Here is a 21,684-nt window from a genome sequence, read left to right as displayed (position 1 = left end):
GAGCGAGCCCCGCATGTCCGTGCATACCCGTACTTCCGAGCCGACCGAGGCCGCCGTACAGCGGGCCGAGGAGGCGCGGGCGGCGCTGGAGACCTGGCACGCCGCGCGCCGGGCCGCCGTGACCGGCCCCGTGGGCAACTTGGCGCTGGTGGAGACCCGATGGCTGGAGCCCGGCGTGGACGCCGCCGAGGAGCAGGCCAGGATCGCGGTCCCGGACGGTGTGACCCTCACCACCGTGCGACGCGCCAACCTTCATACCGGCGAGCCGGAAGAGGCGCTGCGCTTCTGGGACGCGGACGCTCCGGCCATCCGGCATTTCTCGCATATCGCCTCATATTCGTTCCATCCGGACTGGGTGGTCGAGGCCACCTTCACCCCGGTATCCACCGACCGCCGGGTGCCGTTCGAGCACATTCGCGACAGCGGAGGCAGCCGCGAACTGGTTGTCCCCGGCGATATCCACGTCACACTGGACGGCGTGGACTACACACTGTCGGCCTTCGACGACGACGGGACACTCCTCCTGGTCTTCGGTGACCCGACGAACGGCGGCGACACCTACGGCGCCGGCCGCTTCCTGTTCGTCCCGCGCGAGGCCGACGGCGAAACGGTCGTCCTGGACTTCAACCGCGCGTTCGTGCCGCCGTGCGGATTCTCCGCTCAGTACAACTGTCCACTGCCGCCGCGGCAGAACCGGCTGCACCTGCCCGTCGAGGCGGGCGAGAAGCTTCCGGTCTTCCGCGACGGCTACACGGTCAACTGAGCACACCCAAGGCACACAGCCGGCACCCACCGCCCCACCCAGCGGCCCCGTCCGGCAGTCGATCAGGAGTAGAAGTGATGAGAAAGTCCGTACCGCTGCTCGGCGGCACCCTGGTGGTCACCCTGTCCCTCGCCCTCACCGCCTGCGGCTCCGGGACCGGCACGAACAGCAAATCGCCCGCCGGCTCATACGACAAGAACGCGACCATCGGGATCGGCTCGCTCTACGAACCGCAGAATCTGGACAACACCGGAGGCGGCGGCCAGGGCGTGACCGAGGCGCTCAACGGCAATGTCTACGAGGGGCTGTTCAAGCTCACCGACAGCGGCAAGGTCGAGAAGCAGCTCGCCAAGGACTACACCGTCAGCCCGGACGGCCTCACCTACACCTTCACCCTGCGCGACGGCGTGAAGTTCCACTCGGGCAAGGCGCTCACCTCCGCCGATGTGAAGCACAGCATCGAGAAGGTCCGGGCCGAGAACTCCCAGTCGGCGCGCAAGAGCAGCTTCGACATGGTCAAGTCGATCGCGACCCCGGACCCGGCCACCGTCGAGGTGACCCTGTCGTCCAAGTCGATCTCGTTCGTCTACAACCTCAGCTATGTGTGGGTGGTCAACTCCGCGGCCAAGGACCTCAAGACCTCGGAGGACGGCACCGGCCCCTACACCCTGGACAAGTGGACCCGGGGCTCCGCACTCAGCCTGGCGCGCTTCCCGGGGTACTGGGGTACGGCGGCGACCAACGCGAAGGTCGTCTTCCACTACTACAAGGACGCGACCGCCCTCAACAACGCGCTGCTCACCAACGCCGTGGACGTGGTGACCAGCGAGCAGAGCCCGGACGCCCTCGACCAGTTCAAGAACAACCCGAACTACAAGGTCAACGACGGCAACTCGACCACCAAGCTGCTGCTGGCCTTCAACGACCGCGTCAAGCCGTTCGACAACGTCAAGGTGCGCAAGGCCGTCAGCTCCGCGATCGACAACAAGAAGCTGCTCCAGTCGGTCTGGGGCGACCACGGCACACTGATCGGCTCGATGGTCCCGCCCACCGACCCCTGGTACGAGGACCTCACGAAGGTCAACCCGTACGACGTGACGCTCGCCAAGAAGCAGCTCGCCGAGGCCGGCTACCCCAAGGGCTTCAGCTTCACGCTCGACACCCCCAACTACGACCCGCACCCGACGGCCGCCACCTTCATCAAGTCGGAGCTGGCCAAGGTCGGTATCAAGGTCGACATCAATGTCATCACGCCGGACGAGTGGTACACCAAGGTCTACAAGAACCACGACTTCAGCGCGACGCTCCAGGAGCATGTCAACGACCGCGACATCGTCTGGTACGGCGACCCCGACTTCTACTGGGGCTATGACAACAAGCAGGTCACCGAGTGGGTGAAGCAGGCCGAGCAGTCGGACACCACCGACCGGCAGACCGCCCTGCTGAAGCAGGTCAACCGGCAGATCGCCGAGGACGCGGCGAGCGACTGGCTCTACCTCTACCCGCAGATCGTGGTGGCCAACACCAAGCTGTCGGGCTACCCGCTCAACGGCCTCAACTCGCAGTTCCACGCCTACGGCATCAAGAAGAGCTGACGTCTCACCCCGCCGTGCGGGCCCGGTCGCCACACCCTCCCCGGACCCGCACGGCGGAATTCCCGCTTCCGTCGATCGGTCCCCCTGCCTGATGATCTCCTACCTGCTGCGACGGCTGGTCTTCCTGGCCGGCTCACTGTTCCTGGCCAGCGTGGTGCTCTTCCTGCTGCTGCGGCTGCTCCCGGGCGACCCCGCGAACTCCCTGCTCTCGGTCGGCGCGAGCCCGGAGCAGATCGCCGCCGCCCGCCACGAGATCGGCTCGGACCGTCCCGTACCGGAACAATTCGTTCAGTGGCTCCGTCAACTGGCCACCTTCGATCTGGGGAACTCGTTCGTCAGCACTCTCCCGGTCGGCCCGGAGATCACCTCCCGGCTCGATGTCACCGTCCCGCTGACGCTGCTCTCCTTCCTGCTGGCCGTGGTGATCGCCGTCCCCGTCGGCTTCCTCGCGGCGCACCGGTCGGCCACCTGGTACGGGACGCTGATCAGCGGAGTCTCCCAACTGGGGATCGCCGTACCGGTCTTCTGGATCGGGATGATCCTCATCACCGTCTTCGCGCTGCGCCTCGGAGTGCTGCCCGCCGGAGGGTTTCCACAGGACGGCTGGGCGCGGCCGGGGGAGGCGCTGACCTCGCTGGCCCTGCCGGTGATCACCGTCGCGCTGGTGATGTCCGCCTCCCTCATCCGGTACGTACGGTCGGCCGCGCTGGATGTCCTCGGCAGCGACTATCTCCGTACCGCGAGGGCCCTGGGCTCGTCGTTCCACCGGGCGATGTGGCGGCACGGCATGCGTAACGGCGCCGTCCCGGTCGTCTCCGTCCTCGGGATCGAACTCGCCACCACCCTGCTGGGCGCGGTGGTGGTCGAGACGGTGTTCGCGCTGCCCGGCCTCGGCAGCCTGCTCGCCCAGGCCGTCGCCCAGCACGACTACCCCACGGTCCAGGGAGTCCTCTTCGTGAGCACCTTCGCGGTGCTCGTCATCGGATTCCTCAGCGACCTCGCGCAGCGGCTGATCGATCCCCGGCTGCGCGGTCGGCTGTCGGGAGGCACACGATGAGCGAGCGGACCGACCTGAACCCCGGCCCGGGAGCGGCGGACCCCGCCCCGGCGGCCACCCCCGCCGTCGAGAGCGCGACGGCGCCCCCGGTCACCCGACCCCGTCGCTCCCCGGCCCTGGTGAGCGGCTGCGTCCTGCTCGGGCTGATCGTCGTCACCGCGCTGGTCTCGCTGTTCTGGGTGCCGTACGCCCCCGAGGACACCACGGGCGGCCGGCTCACACCGCCCGGACTGCCGCATCTGCTCGGCACCGACAAGCTCGGCCGCGATCTGCTGACCCAGCTCATGGCGGGCGCGCGTATCGCACTGGAGGCAGGCCTCGGCGCGATCGCGATCGGGGCGGTGCTCGGTGTGTGCTTCGGTCTCGCCGCGGGCTTCGCCACCCGATGGCTCGACGACACCCTTTCCACCCTGCTCGATGTGCTGATCGCCTTCCCCACCCTGCTGCTGGCGATGCTGATGGTGGCGGCCCGCTCCGCCTCGCTCAGCTCCGCGATCCTCGCCATCGGGCTCGCGATGACGGCCGTGGTGGCCCGGCTGACCCGGATCCTGGTCAAACGGGTGCTGGCGCAGGACTACATCACGGCGGCGCGCACCTCGGGCACCTCCTGGCCCCGCGTGATCACCGGCCATGTGCTGCCCAATATCTGGCCCACCCTGGTGGTGAACCTCGCCCAGCAGTTCGGCCTCGCCGTCATGGCCGAGGCGAGCCTGTCGTTCCTCGGTCTCGGTGCCCCGCCGCCGAACGCGTCCTGGGGGCGCATGCTCCAGGAGGCGCAGGCGACCGTGTTCACCGCCCCCACCGGGGTCATCGCCCCCGGAGTACTGCTGGTCATGCTGGTCGTGGGCGTCAATCTGATCGCCGACGGACTGCGCGACACCCTCGACCCCACCCGGCGGAGGACCCGATGAACGCGCGCGATCCGCGGGTGCTCGACGTCAACGGACTGACGATCCGCACCGACCAGGGCCGGACCCTGGTCTCCGATCTGACCTTCTCGATCGACGCGGGCTCCCGGCTCGGGCTGGTCGGCGAGTCCGGCTCCGGCAAGTCACTCACCGCGCTCGCCGTGCTCGGCCTGCTGCCACCCGGTATGAACGCCTCGGGCAGCATCGTGCTGAGGACGGCCCCGGACGCACCGGGCACCGAAGTCGTCGGCGCGAGCGAGCGGCGGCTGACCGCTCTGCGCGGCCGGGCCGCCACCGTCGTCTTCCAGGAACCCCTCACCGCGCTCGACCCGCTGATGCGGATCGGCCGCCAGATCGCCGAACCGCTGCGCCGGTGGCGCGGGCTGCGCGGACCGGCGCTGCGCCGGGCGGTGGCGGAAGCCCTCGATCGGGTACGGCTCCCCGACCCCGAGCGGATCACCCGCGCCTATCCGCACGAGATCTCCGGCGGACAGCGTCAGCGGGTCGCGCTCGCCATGGCGCTGGCCTGTGAACCGGCCCTGCTGATCGCGGACGAGCCCACCACCGCCCTCGATGTCACGGTCCAGTCCGATGTGCTCGCGCTGCTGGACGGGCTGGTCGCCGAGCGGGACATGGCGCTGCTGTTCGTCAGTCATGACCTGGCGGTGGTCTCGTCCGTGACCGATCATGTCCTGGTGCTCAAGGACGGATCGGCCGTCGAGTCCGGCACTGTGGACGACATCGTGCGGCGCCCCCGGCACCCGTACACCCGAGACCTGGTGGACAGCGCCAGGCATCTCGAAAGCGCTCTGGAACGGATCGTCCGATGACCACCCCGATCCCGGCCACCCCGGCACCCACCCCGGACCACCGGGCCGCGGGCCCCTCGATCCTGGCCGCGCGGGACGCGGGGTTCGCCTACCGGGGCGCCCCTCCCGTACTGCACGGTGTCTCCCTCGACATCACCGCCGGCCGCAGCCTCGGACTGGTCGGCGAGTCCGGCGCGGGCAAGACCACGGTGCTGCGGCTGCTGCTCGGACTCACCCGCCCCACCGGCGGGCGGATCCTGTTCGACGGGGACGAACTCAGGCTCCGCGACCGCGAACAGATGCGCCGCTTCCGCCGGGGCGTGCAGAGCGTGTTCCAGGACCCGTACTCCTCGCTCGACCCCCGGCAGCGGGTCGGCGCCATCGTCGCGGAGCCGCTGCGCTCGCTCGGTCTGAGCCGGCCGGTGGCCCGTGGGGAGGAGGACCCCCGGGTGGCCGCCGCGCTGGAGGCGGTCGGCCTTCCCGCCGACGCCGCCCGCCGTTACCCGCACGAGTTCTCCGGCGGCCAGCGCCAGCGCATCGCCATCGCCAGGGCCACGGTGTGCGAGCCCCGGGTGCTGCTCGCCGACGAACCGGTCAGCGCGCTCGATGTCACCACCCGGGTCAGGATCGTCGATCTGCTCATCGAGTTGAAGGAGACGCGGGGGCTGACCATCGCGATGGTCTCGCACGACCTGTCGGTGGTGGCGGCGCTGTGCGAGCGGACGGCGGTGCTGGAGCACGGGCGGGTCGTGGAGCAGGGCGACACCGCGGCGGTTCTGGGCTCGCCCTCGCACCCCTACTCGCGCCGCCTGATCGCGAGCGTACCGAGGCTTCCGCCGGCCAGGACCCTTTGAGACCGCGACCGGGACCGGGGTCGCCGGGCACGCGGAAGCCCCCGGCGCCGTGCGGGGCACCGGGGGCCGTTCCTGCCCGGGGAGGCGTCAGCCGCGCAGCTGCTCGTACGCCGGGAGCGTGAGGAAGTCCGCGTAGTCGTCGTCCAGCGCGACCGTCAGCAGCAGATCATGGGCCTGCTGCCAGCGGCCGGCGGTGAAGGCCTCCTCGCCGATCTCGGCGCGGATCGCGGCGAGTTCGTCGGCGGCGAGGCCCCGGGCCAGCTCCGGGGTGGCGCGTACGGTGCGGCCGTCGTGGTCGAACTCGACACCCGCGTTGATCCACTGCCAGATCTGTGAACGCGAGATCTCCGCGGTCGCGGCGTCCTCCATCAGATGGAAGATCGCGACGGCGCCCATCCCGCGCAGCCACGCCTCGATATAGCGGATGCCGACCTGGACGGCGTTGCGCAGGCCCTCGTACGTGGGCCGCGCGTCGAGCGAGTCGATGGCGATCAGATCGCCCGCGGCGACGGAGACGTCCTCGCGCAGCCGGTCCTTCTGGTTCGGGCGGTCGCCGAGGACCGCGTCGAAGGAGGCCATCGCGATCGGGACCAGATCGGGGTGGGCGACCCAGGAGCCGTCGAAGCCGTCGTGCGCCTCGCGGTCCTTGTCGGCCTTGACCTTCTCGAAGGCGACCTTGTTGACCTCGGCGTCGTGCCGGGACGGGATGAAGGCGGCCATGCCGCCGATCGCGTGGGCGCCGCGCTTGTGGCAGGTGCGGACGAGCAGTTCGGTGTACGCGCGCATGAACGGCGCCGTCATCGTGACCGCGTTGCGGTCCGGCAGGACGAACTTGGCGCCGCCGTCACGGAAGTTCTTGACGATGGAGAAGAGATAGTCCCAGCGGCCCGCGTTCAGCCCGGAGGCATGGTCGCGCAGCTCGTAGAGGATCTCCTCCATCTCGTACGCGGCGGTGATCGTCTCGATCAGCACCGTCGCGCGGACGGTCCCCTGCTCGATGCCCAGATAGTCCTGCGCGAAGACGAAGACATCGTTCCAGAGACGGGCCTCCAGATGCGATTCCGTCTTCGGGAGGTAGAAGTAGGGGCCCTTGCCCAGCTCGATCAGGCGTTGGGCGTTGTGGAAGAAGTACAGCCCGAAGTCGACGAGCGCGCCGGGCACCTGCTCGCCGTTCCACTGGAGATGACGCTCCGCCAGATGCCAGCCGCGCGGGCGCATCACCACGGTCGCGAGTTCACCGGCGTCCTTGAGGGCGTACGACTTGCCGGAGCGCGGGTCGGTGAAGTCGATACGGCGCTGGTAGGCGTCGCTCAGATTGAGCTGACCGAGAATCACATTCTCCCAGGTGGGGGCGGAGGCGTCCTCGAAGTCGGCGAGCCAGATCCGGGCACCGGAGTTGAGCGCGTTGATGGTCATCTTCCGGTCGGTCGGACCGGTGATCTCCACTCGGCGGTCGTCCAGCGCGGCCGGCGACGGCGCGACCCGCCAGCTGTCGTCCTCACGGATCGCCGCGGTCTCCGGCAGGAAGTCCAGGCTGGAGGTACGGGCGATCTCGGCCCGGCGCTCGGCGCGGCGGGCGAGGAGCTCGTCACGGCGCGGGGTGAAACGCCGGTGCAGCTCCGCCACGAAGGTGAGGGCCGCGTCGGTGAGCACTTCGTCCTGGCGGGGCAGCGGTTCGGCGTCGACGACGGCCAGCGGGGAGGGCGCTGGTGCGGACATGAGCTGTCACTCCTTCACGGGCGGTGCCCGGGACCGCCGGCCGGCCCGGGACGGCACGGAGTGCCATGGCAGGGGGTACGGTCGCGGGCGCCGTTCGGGGGGTCGGGCGCTTCTGACCTGTGGATAATAGTTTCCTTATGGTGGAAGTTCAATGGTTTGTTGATATCGAGATTCTCCGGGTCGAGGGACCGTGGCGCCGAGTGCCACCGTCCTCACTCAAGGTGCGACAGATCTTCCTCCGTGTCGATGTCGTACGCCCGCGCGACATCCCCGCACTCCACCCGCACGATCTCGCTCTCATGCGCCCGCAGATACGCGCGCGCCCCGCGATCGCCCTCCGCGTCCGCCGCGATCTCCGCCCATCGGCGGGCGCCGAACAGCACGGGATGGCCGCGCGTCCCGTCGTACGAGGCCGCCACGAGCGAATCCGGCGTGCGGTACGCGCCCACCACCCGGGCCACCGCCGCCGCGCCGATCCCCGGCTGGTCCACCAGCAGGACGACCACCGCCGCCGCGTCCGTGTCCGCCAGCGAGGCGAGCCCCGCGCGCAGCGAGGACCCCATGCCCTCGGCCCACCGGGGATTGTCGACAAGTGCGCTGCCCGGCAGCGCGGCCCGGCTCCGTACCTCCTGGGCCGCCGCCCCCAGCACCACGCGCACCGGTCCGCAGCCCCCTTCGCGCAGCGCCCGCGCGCCGTGCTCGACCAGTGGCCGACCCCGATGCGTCAGCAACGCCTTGGGCCGCCCCCCGAGCCTGCGCCCGCCACCCGCGGCGAGCAGCAGTCCGGCGATCACGGGCGGGTTCGTGTCGTTCTGTGTGCCTGGCATGGGTACTGCGTACCTCATTCCGTCCCACTTCGGTCCGTGGAGTGGCGCGTACCACGCGTAATGGCGTTAACTTGCCCGCGAACCTTGGCGCTTGACCACCGTCCGAGGAGTCGGCCTTTTGGCGTATACCGGTACAGGAACGTGCCCGGCGCAGCGGTGTGCGCGGGCGAGGGGCAAGGGGGACAGCTTTGTTGCGGAGCGTGGGGCAGACGCCGGTGGCAGAGAAGGGCGAGGACCCGAGAATCGCGGAGCTGCGTGCCGCGGTGTCCCGACTCAGACGTGAACTGGCCGGTTATCAGGCCGAGTTCAGGGACCGCGCCATCGCGGAGGACGAGTTGGCCGCCCTCGCCGAGATGGTGGCGAGCGGTGCCCCCGAGGCGTCCCGTATGCGCCGTTCGCTGCTGCTGATCGTGGGCTCGATCGGTTCGGTCAGCGCGCTGGGGCAGGCGCTGATGGGGGTACGGGCCGCCGTCGACCTCTTCGGGGACGCGCCCCGCCGCCCCTGACCGGCCCCGTCCGGAGGCTCAGGCGTGCGGCTGGGCCCCTGCCGTGTTCGCCAGCGCCTCGGAGAGATCGCGCGCGACCTCCTGGAGTACCGGGACGATCCGCTGTGTGGCCTCCTCCGTCACCCGGCCCGCCGGACCCGAGATGGAGATGGCCGCGGCCGTGGGGGAGTTGGGGACCGGAACCGCCAGACAGCGGACGCCGATCTCCTGTTCGTTGTCGTCCACCGCGTACCCCACTCGGCGCACCAGCTCCAGAGCGTCCAGGAATCCGTCGGGTGTCGTGATCGTCTTCTCGGTGGCGGCCGGCATCCCCGTACGGGACAGCAGTGCGCGGACCTCCTCCGCCGAGGTGTGCGCGAGCAGCGCCTTGCCCACGCCCGTGGAGTGCGGCAGCACCCGCCGGCCGACCTCGGTGAACATCCGCATCGAGTGCTTCGAGGGGACCTGCGCGACATACACGATCTCGTCGCCGTCGAGCAGCGCCATGTTCGCCGTCTCGCCGGTCTCCTCGACCAGCCTGGCCAGATAGGGCCGCGCCCAGGTGCCGAGCAGCCGTGACGCCGACTCGCCGAGCCGGATCAGCCGGGGGCCGAGCGCGTACCGCCGATTGGCCTGCTGGCGCACATAGCCGCAGGCCACCAGCGTGCGCATCAGCCGGTGGATGGTCGGCAGCGGCAGCCCGCTGCTCGCCGAGAGCTCGCTGAGCCCGACCTCGCCGCCCGCGTCCGCCATTCGTTCGAGCAGGTCGAAGGCGCGCTCAAGGGACTGGACGCCGCCGCTGGCGGAGGCGGATTTGGTGGCGTCGGTGGTGCTGGCGCTGGACGACGGCACGTCAACGGTCCTTTCGGGGCGGGCGGGGCAGGCAAGCAGCCTACCGGGCCGTGCGACCGGGTACCTGATCAATCGTGGAGCGTATCTGCCGGTCAGGACGTTTCTGTCCGGTGTCCGCGGTCAAGGGTGCCCGAGGGATCCATTCTATCTGGCGAAATCAAGGTTTCACTCTGTGGAAACAATCAAGCGCGGTCCGGTCTTGACTCGCCAGGGTCCGGAGTGAAGACTCCTTCAACAGTTCGTTGAATTTCGCTCAGTGAGGGGCACCGGTGTCCGATGTGAGCCTGGTACTGCGCTCGACGCGCGTCATCACCCCCGAGGGGGCGCGGGCGGCCTCGGTCGCCGTCGCCGACGGACGGATCGCGGCCGTCCTGCCGTACGACGCGGAGGTGCCGCCCGGCGCCCGGCTGGAGGATGCCGGGGACGACGCCGTGCTCCCCGGCCTCGTCGACACCCACGTCCATGTGAACGACCCGGGGCGCACCGCGTGGGAAGGCTTCTGGACCGCCACCCGCGCGGCGGCGGCCGGCGGGATCACCACGCTCCTCGACATGCCGCTGAACTCCCTGCCGCCCACCACCACGGCCGCCCATCTGCGCACCAAGCGCGCGGTGGCCCGGCCGAAGGCCCATGTCGACGTCGGCTTCTGGGGCGGCGCCGTCCCGGACAACGTCAAGGACCTGCGCCCACTGCACGACGCCGGGGTCTTCGGTTTCAAGAGTTTCCTGTCGCCCTCCGGAGTCGATGAGTTCCCCGAGCTCGACCAGGAACAACTCAGCCGCTCGCTCGCCGAGATCACCGGCTTCGGCGGGCTGCTGATCGTGCACGCCGAGGACCCCCGTGAACTGGCGGCCGCGCCCCGCCGAAGCGGCCCCGCCTACGCCGACTTCCTGGCGTCCCGGCCGCGCGCCGCCGAGAACACGGCGATCACGAGCCTGATCACCCAGGCCCGGCGGTTCGACGCCCGGGTCCACGTACTGCATCTGTCGTCGGCCGAGGCCCTGCCGCTGATCGCCGAGGCCAAGCGGGACGGCGTACGGATCACCGTCGAGTCGTGTCCGCACTTCCTGACCCTCACCGCCGAGGAAGTCCCCGACGGGGCAACGGAGTTCAAGTGCTGCCCGCCGATCCGCGAGGCCGCGAACCAGGACGCGCTCTGGGGGGCCCTCACCGACGGCACCATCGACTGCGTCGTCTCCGACCACTCGCCCTGCACCACCGATCTCAAGACCCCCGATTTCGCGACCGCCTGGGGCGGTATCTCCTCGCTCCAACTGGGCCTGCCCGCGATCTGGACCGAGGCCCGCCGACGCGGCCTGCCGCTGGAGGACGTCGCCCGCTGGATGTCCACGGCCCCCGCCGCGCTCGCCGGACTGACCCGCAAGGGCGCCATCGAATCGGGACGCGACGCCGACTTCACGGTCCTCGCGCCCGAGGCGACCTTCACCGTCGACCCGGCCCGCCTCCACCACCGCAACCAGGTGACGGCGTACGCGGGCAGGACGCTCCACGGCGTGGTCGCGTCGACCTGGCTGCGCGGCACCCGGATCTATGACGGCGCGTTCACGGAACCCATCGGCCGACTGCTCGAAAGGAACAACTGACCGTGCCCGAAGCCCTGTTCACCGGTGACGCCCGCCCGTACGCCGGCGGCGACCCGTACGCCGACTACCGCACCACCGACTTCCCCTTCGCCCGCCTCGCCGATCTCGCCGACCGCCGGCTCGGGGCCGGGGTCATCGCCGCCAACGACGAGTTCTTCGCCGACCGCGAGAACCTGCTGAAGCCCGGAGCGGCGGAGTTCGACCCGGAGCGGTTCGGGCACAAGGGCAAGATCATGGACGGCTGGGAAACCCGCCGCCGCCGCGGCACCGACGCCGACCGTCCGCACCCCGCCGACGAGGACCACGACTGGGCACTGATCAGGCTCGGCGCGCCAGGGGTGATCCGGGGGATCGTCGTCGACACCGCCCACTTCCGGGGCAACTACCCCCGTGCGGTCTCGGTGGAGGCCACCTCGCTGCCGGGCGCCCCGTCACCGGAGGAACTGCTCGGCGACGGCGTGAAGTGGACGGTCCTGGTGCCCCGTACGGCCATCGGCGGCCACGCCGCGAACGGCTTCGCGGTCGACGTGGAACAGCGCTTCACCCATCTGCGGCTGAACCAGCATCCCGACGGCGGGATCGCCCGTCTCCGCGTCCACGGCGAGGTCGCGCCCGACCCGGTGTGGCTCGGTGCCCTCGGTACGTTCGACCTCGTCGCGCTGGAGAACGGCGGCCGGGTGGAGGACGCCTCCGACCGCTTCTACTCGCCCGCCACGAACACCATCCGGCCGGGCCGCTCCCACAAGATGGACGACGGCTGGGAGACCCGGCGCCGCCGGGACAAGGGGAACGACTGGATCCGCTACCGCCTGGTGGAGCAGGCGGAGATCCGCGCGGTCGAGATCGACACGGCGTATCTGAAGGGGAACGCGGCGGGGTGGGCGACGCTGTCGGTACGGGACGGGGCGACGGGGGCGTGGACGGTGATCCTGCCGCGGACGAGGCTGCAGCCGGATACGAACCACCGGTTCGTGCTGGAGGCGGCGGTGGTGGCGACGGATGTGCGGCTGGACATTTTTCCGGACGGGGGGATTTCGCGGTTGCGGGTGTTCGGGGGGTTGACGGAGGGGGGAGCGGGTCGGTTGGGGGAGCGGTAGGTACGGGGCGGGGTGCGGTGCGCTGTGGTTGCGGTTGCGTGTTCGTCTGCCGGGGGCCGGGGCCTCCGGAGGTACATGTCCGGACGGCATGATTTACGGCGCGATCCTGCCCAGACGATGGTTCGGGCGTCCGCGCGCCACAAATCACGCTTTAGTGTCCGGACACGCACCTCCTACGACCCCGACCCCCTCCCCCCCGGTGGTCGCCACCAAGCTCCGCCCGGCCGGGGTGGGTGGGCTGGTGCGGGAGGGTGCCGCCGCCTCCCCCGCCCACCCTCGCGCACGGACGCCTCGTCGGTGACGGGTGGTGAAGGGGGGCGCGCAGGGGTCGTGTCCGGGACGTAGAGCGTGATTTGTGGCGCGCGAACGCCCGAACCATCGTCTGGGCAGCTGCGCGCCGTAAATCATGCAGTCCCGGATGCGACCCCGGAGCGCACCCCGGCAACAACCCGCACACGAAAACCGGCCCCAGCCAAAACGCACCGCACCCAGACGAACGTTCACTGCCTCGTGACTTTGGTAGCTTCCAGGCCGCCGACGGACCCCGCACCGGGATCCGCTGCGTAACTTTGTCGATATGACACGCACGGACTATCCCTGGCTGCTCCCCTCGGAGATGATCGACCCACGAGGCCCCGAGCTGCCCGGCGACCGCGGCAGGGCCCGGCCGCGGCGGACCGTGCGCGACTGGATCATCGACACCCTGATGTTTCTCGTCGCCGCCGGCATCGGGCTGATTGCCGTGGAGGCCAGTGAGAAGGCCGGCAACTCCGACAACATCGTCTTCGTCGACATGGTCGTGGGCGTGCTGGCCTGCTGCGCGCTGTGGGCGCGGCGCCGCTGGCCCGTGGCGCTCGCGCTCGTGCTCGGCGTGGTGAGCACGGTGGCGCCGGTCACCGGCGGGGCCACAGTCGTGGCGCTCTTCTGCGTGGCCGTGCACCGGCCGTTCCGGATCGTCGCGGCCGTCGGCGGGCTGTCTCTGGTGGCCGGGTGCCTACAGGCGTGGATCCGGCCCGATCCGAGTACGTCCCTGACGACCGGGATGGTCGCGACCGTCGTGCTGATTCTGATGGTCACCGGCTGGGGCATGCTCGTACGGGCCAGGCGCCAGCTGGTCGTCGCGTTGCGCGAGCGGGCGACGCGGGCGGAGGCCGAGGCCGAGCTGCGGGCGGAGCAGGCGCAGCGGCTCGCCCGGGAGGCCATCGCGCGGGAGATGCACGATGTGCTCGCGCACCGGCTGACGCTGCTCAGCGTCCACGCGGGCGCTCTGGAGTACCGGCCGGACGCGCCGCCGCCCGAGGTGGCCAGGGCCGCCGGGGTGATCCGGGACAGCGCGCACGACGCGCTCCAGGATCTGCGCATGATCATCGGGGTGCTGCGGGCGCCCGGTGACGAGGGCGACCGGCCGCAGCCCACCTTGGCCACCCTGGACGCACTGGTCGCCGAGTCGCGTGAGGCCGGGATGAGGGTGACCCTGGACAGCCGGGTCGACGACCCGTCGGCGGTGCCGGCCGCCACGGGCCGTACCGCCTACCGCATCGCCCAGGAGGGCCTGACCAACGCCCGTAAACACGCGCCGGGCACGGAGGCCACCGTCGAGGTGACCGGGGGACCGGGGGACGGGCTCACCGTCGAGGTGCGCAACCACGCGCCGCGGGGTGAGGTCCCGAAGGTGCCGGGTTCCGGCCAGGGGCTGATCGGGCTGACCGAGCGCGCGCTGCTGGCCGGCGGCCGGTTCGAGCACGGAGCCACCGGCGACGGCGGATTCGCCGTCCGCGCTTGGCTACCGTGGGCCGCATGAGTATCCGGCTGATCATCGTCGACGACGACCCCCTTGTCCGCACGGGACTGACCTTCATGCTCGGCGGCGCCGACGACATCGAGATCGTCGGGGAGGCCGCCGACGGCGCCGAGGTCCCGGCGCTGATCGAGCGGACCGCGCCCGATGTGGTGCTGATGGACATCCGGATGCCCGGGGTGGACGGTCTGACCGCCACGGAGACGCTGCGCCGCCGCCCGGGCGCCCCGGAGGTGCTGATACTGACCACGTTCCACGCGGATGAACAGGTGCTGCGGGCGATGCGCGCGGGAGCGGCCGGGTTCGTTCTCAAGGACACCCCGCCCGCCGAGATCGTCGCCGCCGTGCGGCGGGTGGCGGCCGGGGATCCGGTGCTGTCACCGGCCGTTACCCGCCAGCTCATGACCCATGTGGCGGGAGCGACCACCGGCACCCGGAGGGACACCGCGTCGGACCGGCTCGGCTCTCTCGCCGAGCGCGAGCGGGAGGTCGCGCTCGCCGTGGGCCGCGGCCAGTCCAACGCCGAGATCGCCGCCGGGCTCTATATGAGCGTCCCCACCGTCAAGGCCCATGTCTCCCGCATTCTGGCCAAACTCGGTCTCAACAACCGTGTCCAGATCGCCCTGTTGGTGCATGACGCCGATCCGGCCACGGAGGCGGAGGGCGCCCGGAACGGCGACGTACGCTGATGCGATGGCGGCTATCGAACTGGCAGATTACGGACCGGACTTCAACGTCAATCCCTATCCGTACTACGAGAAGATGCGCGAGACCGGCCCCGTCCACGAGATACGGATGCCGGACGGCCACCGCTTCTGGCTGATCGTCGGTTACGAGGAGGGCCGCTTCGCCCTCGCCGATCCCCGGCTGTCGAAGTCGCTCGACATCATGGGATACGGGTCGACCGACGAGGCGGTCATGGGCCCGCACGTACTGACCCTCGACCCGCCGGACCACACCAGGCTGCGGAAGCTGGTCGCCCCCGAATTCACCCCGCGCCGGGTGGAGAAGCTGCGCCCGCGCGTCCAGCAGATCACCGATGACCTGCTGGACGCCATGATCCCGGCGGGTCAGGGTGATCTGGTCGACGCCTTGGCCTTCCCGCTGCCCATCACCGTCATCTCCGAACTGCTCGGAGTGCCGCACGCGGACCGTGACTCCTTCCGGGCCTGGACGAACGAGATCGTCGCGCCGACCACACCCACCGCCGCGGGCGACAACACCGTCGCGCTCTGCGCGTATCTCGACGCGCTCATCGAGGACAAGCGCGCCTCCGCGCCCCGCGATGATCTGCTCTCCACCCTGCTGCGCACCCGTGCGGAGGACGGCGACCGGCTGTCCGCGGCCGAACTGCGCGCCTGGGCCTATGTCCTGCTGATCGCCGGACATGAGACGACCGTCAATCTGATCGCGAACGCGGTGCGCACGCTGCTCGACCACCCCGGTCAACTGGCCGCTCTACGGGCCGATTTCGGCCTGCTCGACGGGGCGATCGAGGAGACGTTGCGGTTCGAGGGGCCGGTGGAGACCAGCACCGTACGGTTCACCGCCGAGCCGGTCACCTATGGCGACACGGTGATCCCGGCGCGTGAGACGGTTCTGGTCTCCCTGGCCTCCGTGGACCGCGACCCGGTCCGCTTCCCCGATCCGGACACCTTCGACATCCGTCGCTCCACCACTCCCGGCCGCGGCCAGAGCCATCTCGCCTTCGGCCATGGCATCCACTTCTGCATGGGCGCGCCGCTCGCCCGGCTGGAGGGCAGGATCGCCATCCGTACGCTGCTGGAGCGCTGCCCGGACCTGGCGCTCGACCCGGCCGCGGGCCCGTACGACTGGATGCCAGGACTGCTGATCCGCGGCGTGCGGAGGCTGCCGGTGCGCTGGTAGGGACGGTGGGCTCCCCGCTCAGTCGTCCTGGGCGGGGATCTCCGACAGCGGGACCGGGCGTCTCTCGCGACGGGACCGCTCGCACGCCTCCGCGATCCGCAGCGCGTGCAGCGCCTCCCGGCCGTCGCACGGATTCTCCAGCTCGCCGGAGACGACCTGGACGAAGGCGTCCAGCTCGGCCTCGTACGCCGGGGCGAACCGCTCAAGGAAGCCGGGCCACGGGTTGTCGGAGGGCGGCGGGCCCTTCGGCTCGGTCGAGGTGATCGGCGTACGGTCGTCCAGTCCGACCGCGAACTGGTCCAGTTCGCCCGCCAGTTCCATCCGTACGTCATAGCCCGCGCCGTTGCAGCGGGTGGCCGTGGCGGTCGCGAGTGTCCCGTCGTCCAGGGTGAGGACCGCGGCGGCGGTGTCCACGTCGCCGGCCTCGCGGAACATGGCGGGACCCGCGTCCGAACCCGTCGCGTACACCTCCACCACCTCGCGTCCGGTCACCCAGCGCAGGATGTCGAAGTCATGCACCAGACAGTCGCGGTACAGGCCGCCGGAGAGCGGCAGATACGCGGCGGGCGGCGGCGCCGGGTCGGAGGTGATCGCCCGTACGGTGTGCAGCCGGCCGAGCCGGCCCGACCGTACGAGCTCGCGCGCCGCGCCGTACCCCGCGTCGAAGCGGCGCATGAAGCCCAGCTGGAGCACCGTGCCCGCCGACTCCACCGCGCGCAGCGCGCCCAGCGTCCCCGGCAGGTCCAGGGCGATCGGCTTCTCGCAGAAGGCGGGGAGCCCGGCCCGGGCGGCGCGGCTGATCAGATCGGCGTGCGAGGAGGTGGCCGAGGCGATCACCACCGCGTCCGCGCCCGAGGAGAAGACCGCCTCGACGGAGGGGGCGGCGGTCGCTCCCGTACGTTCGGCGACCTGCGCCGCGCGGGCCGAGTCGGTGTCCGCGACCACCAGCGAGCCGACGTCGCGATGGCGGCTGAGTACATCCGCGTGAAAGGTGCCGATACGGCCGGTTCCGATGAGTGCGATGCGCATGGCCCCAAGGTGGCCGGGGGGCCCTCGTCATGTCAAGCGTTTGTCCTGACAATCGAACGTATCGACTTCCCGTCAACATGCCGTGCGGTTACGCTCACCCCGTGCCCCAGCAGCCGAGATCAGCCCAACCCGGCCAGGAGACGCCCGGACCGGCGGCGGATCACGCCACGCCGCTCCAGCTCAGCGTCGACCGCACCAGCCCGGTCCCGCTCTACTTCCAGCTCGCGCAGCAGCTGGAGGCGGCCATCGAGCGGGGCGGACTGGCGCCGGGCAGCCTGCTCGGCAATGAGATCGAGCTGGCGGGCCGGCTCGGACTGTCCCGGCCCACCGTCCGGCAGGCCATCCAGTCCCTGGTCGACAAGGGGCTGCTGGTGCGCCGCCGGGGTGTGGGCACCCAGGTCGTCCACAGCCAGGTCAAGCGCCCGCTGGAGCTGAGCAGCCTCTACGACGATCTGGAGGCGGCCGGCCAGCGCCCGGCCACCCGGGTGCTGCGCAACACCGTCGTGCCGGCCACGGCCGAGGTCGCCGCCGCGCTGGGGGTGGCCGAGGGCGTGGAGGTACGGCTCGTGGAACGGCTGCGGTACGCGCACGACGAGCCGATGGCGTATCTGCGCAACCATCTGCCGATCGGGCTGTTCGAGTGCGACACCGCGCGTCTGGAGACGACCGGGCTCTACCGGATGATGCGCTCCGCCGGGATCACCCTGCACAGCGCCCGGCAGACGGTCGGGGCGCGGGCCGCCACCGCGGAGGAGTCCGAGCGGCTCGGCGAGCCCGCGGGGGCCCCGCTGCTCACCATGGAGCGGACCACGTTCGACGACACCGGACGGGCCGTGGAGTTCGGCTCGCACATCTACCGTGCCTCGCGGTACTCCTTCGAGTTCCAACTGCTCGTCCGTCCGTAACGGACCCGACGCTTACGTCGCTTCGTAAGAATGTACGGACAAAGTATTGACGCCTCCCCAGGGGCCCGGCTAGAACTCCCCCCAGCCGCAACGGGGCGGCCGGGACAGAAGGCGGATCCATGGCGCGAACCCCTCGCAGGACGCGAACCACCGGAAACGGCGGGCGGGCCCCGGGCCCGGCTCGCCCAGGAGCGCACCCGCCCCGGTACCCGCTGACCGGCCGCCGAGCGGGCATGACCGATACTTGGGCGGCGCCGGGACCGAACGGGCCCCGGCCGCACCGAGGAGTACGGCAAGAAGGGCGCGGCGTCGTGGCAAGGGTTCGGACAGGGGTACGCGCGACGAGCGCCGTGCTGGCGGCGGTACTCGCGGCCTCGGTTCTCGCGGGATGCAGCAGCACCGGCGGCAAGCGCGCGGAGGATCGGGCCAAGGAGGCGGCCGCCCAGGGGCGGGCCGCGGTGGACACCCCCGAGTGGACCGTGGCCATGGTCACCCACTCGGGCAGCGGCGACACCTTCTGGGACATCGTGCAGAGCGGCGCCAAGCAGGCGGCCGTCAAGGACAACATCAAGTTCCTCTACGCCAACAGCGACGAGGGCCAGCAGCAGGCCCAGCTCGTGCAGTCCTACATCGACAAGAAGGTCGACGGACTGATCGTCACGCTCGCCAAGCCCGACGCCATGAAGGCCGTCGTGGAGAAGGCGGTCAAGGCCGGTATACCGGTGATCACCGTCAACTCCGGCGCGGCGGAGTCCGCGTCCTTCGGCGCGCTCAGCCATATCGGCCAGGACGAGACCATCGCGGGCGAGGCCGTCGGCGACGAGCTGGACAAGCGCGGCAGGAAGAAGGCCCTCTGCGTCATCCACGAGCAGGGCAACGTCGGCCATGAGCAGCGCTGCGCCGGAGCGAAGAAGACCTTCGACGGACAGCTCCAGAACCTCTACGTCGACGGTACGAACATGCCGGACGTCCAGGCGTCCATCGAGGCCAAGCTCCAGACCGACAAGAGCATCGACGCCGTCGTCACCCTGGGCGCCCCCTTCGCGGACACCGCCGTCAAGGCCAAGGAGTCCGCGGGCAGCCGGGCCGAGATCGACACCTTCGACCTCAACGCCAAGGTCGCCTCCTCGCTCACCTCCGGCGCGCTCGGCTTCGCCGTCGACCAGCAGCCCTACCTCCAGGGGTACGAGGCCGTGGACCTGCTCTGGCTCTACCGGTACAACGCCGATGTCCTCGGCGGCGGACGCCCCGTCCTCACCGGCCCGCAGATCGTCACGGAGAAGGACGCCGGCGCGCTCGCCGCGTACACGAAGCGGGGCACCCGATGACCACGACCGCCCCACCGGTCGACGACCGCCCCGGCGGGCCCGCGGGCGCCGACGAGCGGCTGCTGGGCGCCTCCCCGCTGCGCAAGCTGCTCGGCCGGCCCGAGCTGGGCTCGGTCGTCGGCGCGCTCGCCGTCTTCGTCTTCTTCTCGTTCGTGGCGGACTCGTTCCTCCAGCTGTCCAGCTTCGGCACCGTCCTGTACGCGGCCTCCACGATCGGGATCATGGCCGTCCCGGTGGCGCTGCTGATGATCGGCGGTGAGTTCGACCTCTCCGCCGGGGTGATGGTGACCAGCTCCGCGCTGGTCTCGTCGATGTTCAGCTTCCAGATGACCGCGAACGTATGGGTCGGCGTCCTGGTGTCGCTGCTGGTCACGCTGGCCTTCGGGGTCTTCAACGGCGTCATGCTGACCCGTACGAAGCTGCCGAGCTTCATCATCACGCTGGGCACTTTCCTGATGCTCACCGGCCTCAATCTCGGGCTGACGAAGCTGATCAGCGGCACGGTCTCGACCAAGAGCATCGGCGACATGGAGGGCTTCCCCTCCGCCAGGAAGCTCTTCGCCTCCCAGCTCACCCTCGGCGGTGTCGAGCTGAAGGTCACCATCCTGTGGTGGGCCGGTCTGGTCGCGCTCGCCACCTGGATCCTGCTGCGTACCCGCTTCGGCAACTGGATCTTCGCGGTGGGCGGCAACGCCGACGCCGCCCGCGCGGTCGGTGTCCCGGTCCTCAGGACGAAGATCGCGCTGTACATGGGTGTGGCCTTCTGCGCCTGGATCGCGGGCCAGCATCTGCTGTTCTCGTTCGATGTCGTCCAGTCCGGCGAGGGCGTCGGCAACGAGCTGATCTACATCATCGCGGCCGTCATCGGCGGCTGTCTGATCACCGGCGGCTACGGCTCCGCGATCGGCTCGGCGGTCGGCGCGTTCATCTTCGGCATGACCAGCAAGGGCATCGTCTACGCGGAGTGGAACCCGGACTGGTTCAAGTTCTTCCTCGGAGCGATGCTCCTTCTGGCCACCCTGCTCAACGCGTGGGTGCGCAAGCGTGCGGAGGCGACACGATGACGGACGGGACAACGGCGGACGGGACAACCGCGGACCGCGCCGCGGCGGGCACCACGAGCGGCGCGCTGGTCGAACTCGACAACGTCAGCAAGTACTACGGCAATATCCGTGCCCTGGAAGGCGTCTCGCTGGAGGTCCACGCGGGCGGCATCAGCTGTGTGCTGGGCGACAACGGCGCGGGCAAGTCCACCCTCATCAAGATCATCGCCGGGCTGCACCGGCATGACGCGGGCGACTTCCTGATCGAGGGCGAGAAGACCACCCTCGCCTCCCCCCGCGAGGCCCTGGACCGCGGGATCGCCACCGTCTACCAGGACCTCGCCGTCGTACCGCTGATGCCCGTCTGGCGGAACTTCTTCCTCGGCTCCGAGCCCACCACGGGCCGCGGCCCGTTCAAACGGCTCGATGTCGCCCTGATGCGCGAGACCACCCGCGCCGAGCTGCTGCGGATGGGCATCGATCTGCGCGATGTCGACCAGCCGATCGGCACGCTGTCCGGCGGTGAGCGCCAGTGCGTGGCCATCGCCCGAGCCGTCCACTTCGGCGCGAAGGTCCTCGTTCTGGACGAGCCGACCGCGGCGCTCGGGGTGAAGCAGTCCGGGGTGGTGCTCAAGTACGTGGCCGCCGCACGTGACGCGGGACTCGGAGTGGTGCTCATCACCCACAACCCGCACCACGCGTATCTGGTCGGTGACCGCTTCGTCCTGCTCAAGCGGGGCGTGATGGCGGGCAGCCACACCAAGGACTCGATCACTCTCGATGAGCTGACGCGGCAGATGGCGGGCGGTTCCGAGCTGGAGGAGCTGAGTCATGAACTGGAGCGCGCCCCCGCGCCCACCCGTATCGGCGGCCACCCCGGCGCACGCCCCGGTGACGGCCCGGAGAGCGAGGACTGACCCCGGGCGCGACCGTCAGCGCCCGGTCCCCGCCGGGCCGCACAGCCGACCAGCCCGCCACGGATGGCAGAATCTGGCACGGCGGACACCGTCCGCCGCCGCCGCCCGTCCGGGCCCGGCGGCTCCCGACCCCGCAGGGACGACACGACTCGTGCGCGTACGCAGCCGCCCACTCACCCGGCACGGCGAACCGGAGCCGCTCGCGCC

At 70.6% G+C, this 21,684-nt stretch carries 20 protein-coding genes; 16 read left to right on the top strand and 4 right to left on the bottom strand.

All coding sequences use genetic code 11. From position 1 onward, the window contains the following. Positions 1-13 precede the first annotated feature (13 nt). The 6 genes from M1203_RS02175 to M1203_RS02150 all read left to right on the top strand — a co-directional run bounded on the left by M1203_RS02175 (position 14) and on the right by M1203_RS02150 (position 5,986). Entirely contained in the window at positions 14-763 is a 750-nt protein-coding gene (locus tag M1203_RS02175; RefSeq protein WP_249947717.1) for a DUF1684 domain-containing protein, read from the top strand. Between the two features lie 77 nt (positions 764-840). Then, on the top strand, positions 841-2,358 hold the full coding sequence (locus M1203_RS02170) for an ABC transporter substrate-binding protein (protein WP_249947716.1): 1,518 nt from the start codon (positions 841-843) through the stop codon (positions 2,356-2,358). A gap of 91 nt (positions 2,359-2,449) precedes the next feature. Then, a complete protein-coding gene (locus M1203_RS02165; RefSeq protein WP_249947715.1) occupies positions 2,450-3,415 on the top strand; it encodes an ABC transporter permease in 966 nt (321 codons plus the stop codon). Then, positions 3,412-4,326 (top strand): ABC transporter permease, encoded by a 915-nt coding sequence (locus M1203_RS02160; RefSeq protein WP_249947714.1) that lies wholly within the window; start codon positions 3,412-3,414, stop codon positions 4,324-4,326. Before M1203_RS02165 ends, M1203_RS02160 begins: the two co-directional genes overlap by 4 nt. Beyond that, a complete protein-coding gene (locus M1203_RS02155) occupies positions 4,323-5,153 on the top strand; it encodes an ABC transporter ATP-binding protein (protein ID WP_249947713.1) in 831 nt (276 codons plus the stop codon). Before M1203_RS02160 ends, M1203_RS02155 begins: the two co-directional genes overlap by 4 nt. Further along, a complete protein-coding gene (locus M1203_RS02150; protein ID WP_249947712.1) occupies positions 5,150-5,986 on the top strand; it encodes an ABC transporter ATP-binding protein in 837 nt (278 codons plus the stop codon). The genes M1203_RS02155 and M1203_RS02150 overlap by 4 nt, the downstream gene beginning before the upstream one ends. A gap of 87 nt (positions 5,987-6,073) precedes the next feature. Here the strand turns inward: M1203_RS02150 and aceB are convergent, their stop codons facing one another. Both aceB and M1203_RS02140 read right to left on the bottom strand, forming a co-directional pair. Continuing rightward, positions 6,074-7,705 (bottom strand): malate synthase A, encoded by a 1,632-nt coding sequence (gene aceB, locus M1203_RS02145; protein ID WP_249947711.1) that lies wholly within the window; start codon positions 7,703-7,705, stop codon positions 6,074-6,076. Between the two features lie 212 nt (positions 7,706-7,917). Then, a complete protein-coding gene (locus tag M1203_RS02140) occupies positions 7,918-8,532 on the bottom strand; it encodes an NTP transferase domain-containing protein (RefSeq protein ID WP_249947710.1) in 615 nt (204 codons plus the stop codon). Between the two features lie 188 nt (positions 8,533-8,720). Here M1203_RS02140 and M1203_RS02135 point away from each other — a divergent pair, with 188 nt between their 5' ends. After that, complete coding sequence (locus M1203_RS02135; protein ID WP_249947709.1) at positions 8,721-9,038, top strand: DUF5955 family protein; 318 nt, start codon at positions 8,721-8,723, stop codon at positions 9,036-9,038. 18 nt (positions 9,039-9,056) lie between these two features. On the opposite strand, the gene M1203_RS02130 is transcribed toward M1203_RS02135, so the two are convergent. Next, positions 9,057-9,869, bottom strand: coding sequence for an IclR family transcriptional regulator (locus M1203_RS02130; protein WP_249947708.1), 813 nt, complete (start codon positions 9,867-9,869; stop codon positions 9,057-9,059). Between the two features lie 269 nt (positions 9,870-10,138). Here M1203_RS02130 and allB point away from each other — a divergent pair, with 269 nt between their 5' ends. The 5 genes from allB to M1203_RS02105 all read left to right on the top strand — a co-directional run bounded on the left by allB (position 10,139) and on the right by M1203_RS02105 (position 16,255). Further along, positions 10,139-11,473 carry an allantoinase AllB gene (allB, locus tag M1203_RS02125; RefSeq protein ID WP_249947707.1) on the top strand — a complete coding sequence of 445 codons (1,335 nt, stop codon included), beginning with the start codon at positions 10,139-10,141 and terminating at the stop codon, positions 11,471-11,473. Positions 11,474-11,475: 2 nt separating this feature from the next. Beyond that, complete coding sequence (gene alc, locus M1203_RS02120; RefSeq protein WP_374401508.1) at positions 11,476-12,570, top strand: allantoicase; 1,095 nt, start codon at positions 11,476-11,478, stop codon at positions 12,568-12,570. 577 nt (positions 12,571-13,147) lie between these two features. Further along, positions 13,148-14,371 carry a sensor histidine kinase gene (locus tag M1203_RS02115; protein ID WP_249947706.1) on the top strand — a complete coding sequence of 408 codons (1,224 nt, stop codon included), beginning with the start codon at positions 13,148-13,150 and terminating at the stop codon, positions 14,369-14,371. After that, complete coding sequence (locus tag M1203_RS02110) at positions 14,368-15,057, top strand: response regulator transcription factor (RefSeq protein WP_249947705.1); 690 nt, start codon at positions 14,368-14,370, stop codon at positions 15,055-15,057. The genes M1203_RS02115 and M1203_RS02110 overlap by 4 nt, the downstream gene beginning before the upstream one ends. Positions 15,058-15,061: 4 nt before the next feature. After that, a complete protein-coding gene (locus M1203_RS02105; RefSeq protein ID WP_249947704.1) occupies positions 15,062-16,255 on the top strand; it encodes a cytochrome P450 in 1,194 nt (397 codons plus the stop codon). Between the two features lie 18 nt (positions 16,256-16,273). Here M1203_RS02105 and M1203_RS02100 read toward each other — a convergent pair whose 3' ends face one another. Then, positions 16,274-17,284, bottom strand: coding sequence for a Gfo/Idh/MocA family oxidoreductase (locus M1203_RS02100; RefSeq protein WP_249947703.1), 1,011 nt, complete (start codon positions 17,282-17,284; stop codon positions 16,274-16,276). Between the two features lie 101 nt (positions 17,285-17,385). Here M1203_RS02100 and M1203_RS02095 point away from each other — a divergent pair, with 101 nt between their 5' ends. From M1203_RS02095 to M1203_RS02080, 4 genes are all read left to right on the top strand, one after another. Further along, positions 17,386-18,189, top strand: a complete 804-nt coding sequence (locus M1203_RS02095) for a GntR family transcriptional regulator (protein ID WP_249947702.1) — start codon at positions 17,386-17,388, stop codon at positions 18,187-18,189. A gap of 311 nt (positions 18,190-18,500) precedes the next feature. Further along, on the top strand, positions 18,501-19,517 hold the full coding sequence (locus M1203_RS02090) for a sugar ABC transporter substrate-binding protein (RefSeq protein WP_249947701.1): 1,017 nt from the start codon (positions 18,501-18,503) through the stop codon (positions 19,515-19,517). Next, positions 19,514-20,581 carry an ABC transporter permease gene (locus M1203_RS02085; RefSeq protein WP_249947700.1) on the top strand — a complete coding sequence of 356 codons (1,068 nt, stop codon included), beginning with the start codon at positions 19,514-19,516 and terminating at the stop codon, positions 20,579-20,581. The genes M1203_RS02090 and M1203_RS02085 overlap by 4 nt, the downstream gene beginning before the upstream one ends. Then, positions 20,578-21,477, top strand: a complete 900-nt coding sequence (locus M1203_RS02080) for an ATP-binding cassette domain-containing protein (protein ID WP_249947699.1) — start codon at positions 20,578-20,580, stop codon at positions 21,475-21,477. Before M1203_RS02085 ends, M1203_RS02080 begins: the two co-directional genes overlap by 4 nt. The last annotated feature ends 207 nt before the right edge of the window (positions 21,478-21,684 follow it).

It is taken from the genome of Streptomyces sp. 35G-GA-8 (assembly GCF_023534745.1).
Taxonomy (GTDB): Bacteria; Actinomycetota; Actinomycetes; order Streptomycetales; family Streptomycetaceae; genus Streptomyces.
This window is presented reverse-complemented; position numbering and strand designations above follow the sequence as displayed.

Excerpts from the sequence above, each read along its gene's own strand:
- M1203_RS02080 (WP_249947699.1), top strand. The coding sequence starts at position 20,578 with ATGACGGACGGGACAACGGCGGACGGGACAACCGCGGACCGCGCCGCG.
- M1203_RS02165 (WP_249947715.1), top strand. The coding sequence starts at position 2,450 with ATGATCTCCTACCTGCTGCGACGGCTGGTCTTCCTGGCCGGCTCACTG.
- M1203_RS02170 (WP_249947716.1), top strand. The coding sequence starts at position 841 with ATGAGAAAGTCCGTACCGCTGCTCGGCGGCACCCTGGTGGTCACCCTG.
- M1203_RS02175 (WP_249947717.1), top strand. The coding sequence starts at position 14 with ATGTCCGTGCATACCCGTACTTCCGAGCCGACCGAGGCCGCCGTACAG.
- M1203_RS02115 (WP_249947706.1), top strand. The coding sequence starts at position 13,148 with ATGACACGCACGGACTATCCCTGGCTGCTCCCCTCGGAGATGATCGAC.
- M1203_RS02160 (WP_249947714.1), top strand. The coding sequence starts at position 3,412 with ATGAGCGAGCGGACCGACCTGAACCCCGGCCCGGGAGCGGCGGACCCC.
- M1203_RS02110 (WP_249947705.1), top strand. The coding sequence starts at position 14,368 with ATGAGTATCCGGCTGATCATCGTCGACGACGACCCCCTTGTCCGCACG.
- M1203_RS02150 (WP_249947712.1), top strand. The coding sequence starts at position 5,150 with ATGACCACCCCGATCCCGGCCACCCCGGCACCCACCCCGGACCACCGG.
- M1203_RS02140 (WP_249947710.1), bottom strand. The coding sequence starts at position 8,532 with ATGCCAGGCACACAGAACGACACGAACCCGCCCGTGATCGCCGGACTG.
- M1203_RS02100 (WP_249947703.1), bottom strand. The coding sequence starts at position 17,284 with ATGCGCATCGCACTCATCGGAACCGGCCGTATCGGCACCTTTCACGCG.
- aceB (WP_249947711.1), bottom strand. The coding sequence starts at position 7,705 with ATGTCCGCACCAGCGCCCTCCCCGCTGGCCGTCGTCGACGCCGAACCG.
- M1203_RS02155 (WP_249947713.1), top strand. The coding sequence starts at position 4,323 with ATGAACGCGCGCGATCCGCGGGTGCTCGACGTCAACGGACTGACGATC.
- M1203_RS02085 (WP_249947700.1), top strand. The coding sequence starts at position 19,514 with ATGACCACGACCGCCCCACCGGTCGACGACCGCCCCGGCGGGCCCGCG.
- M1203_RS02105 (WP_249947704.1), top strand. The coding sequence starts at position 15,062 with ATGGCGGCTATCGAACTGGCAGATTACGGACCGGACTTCAACGTCAAT.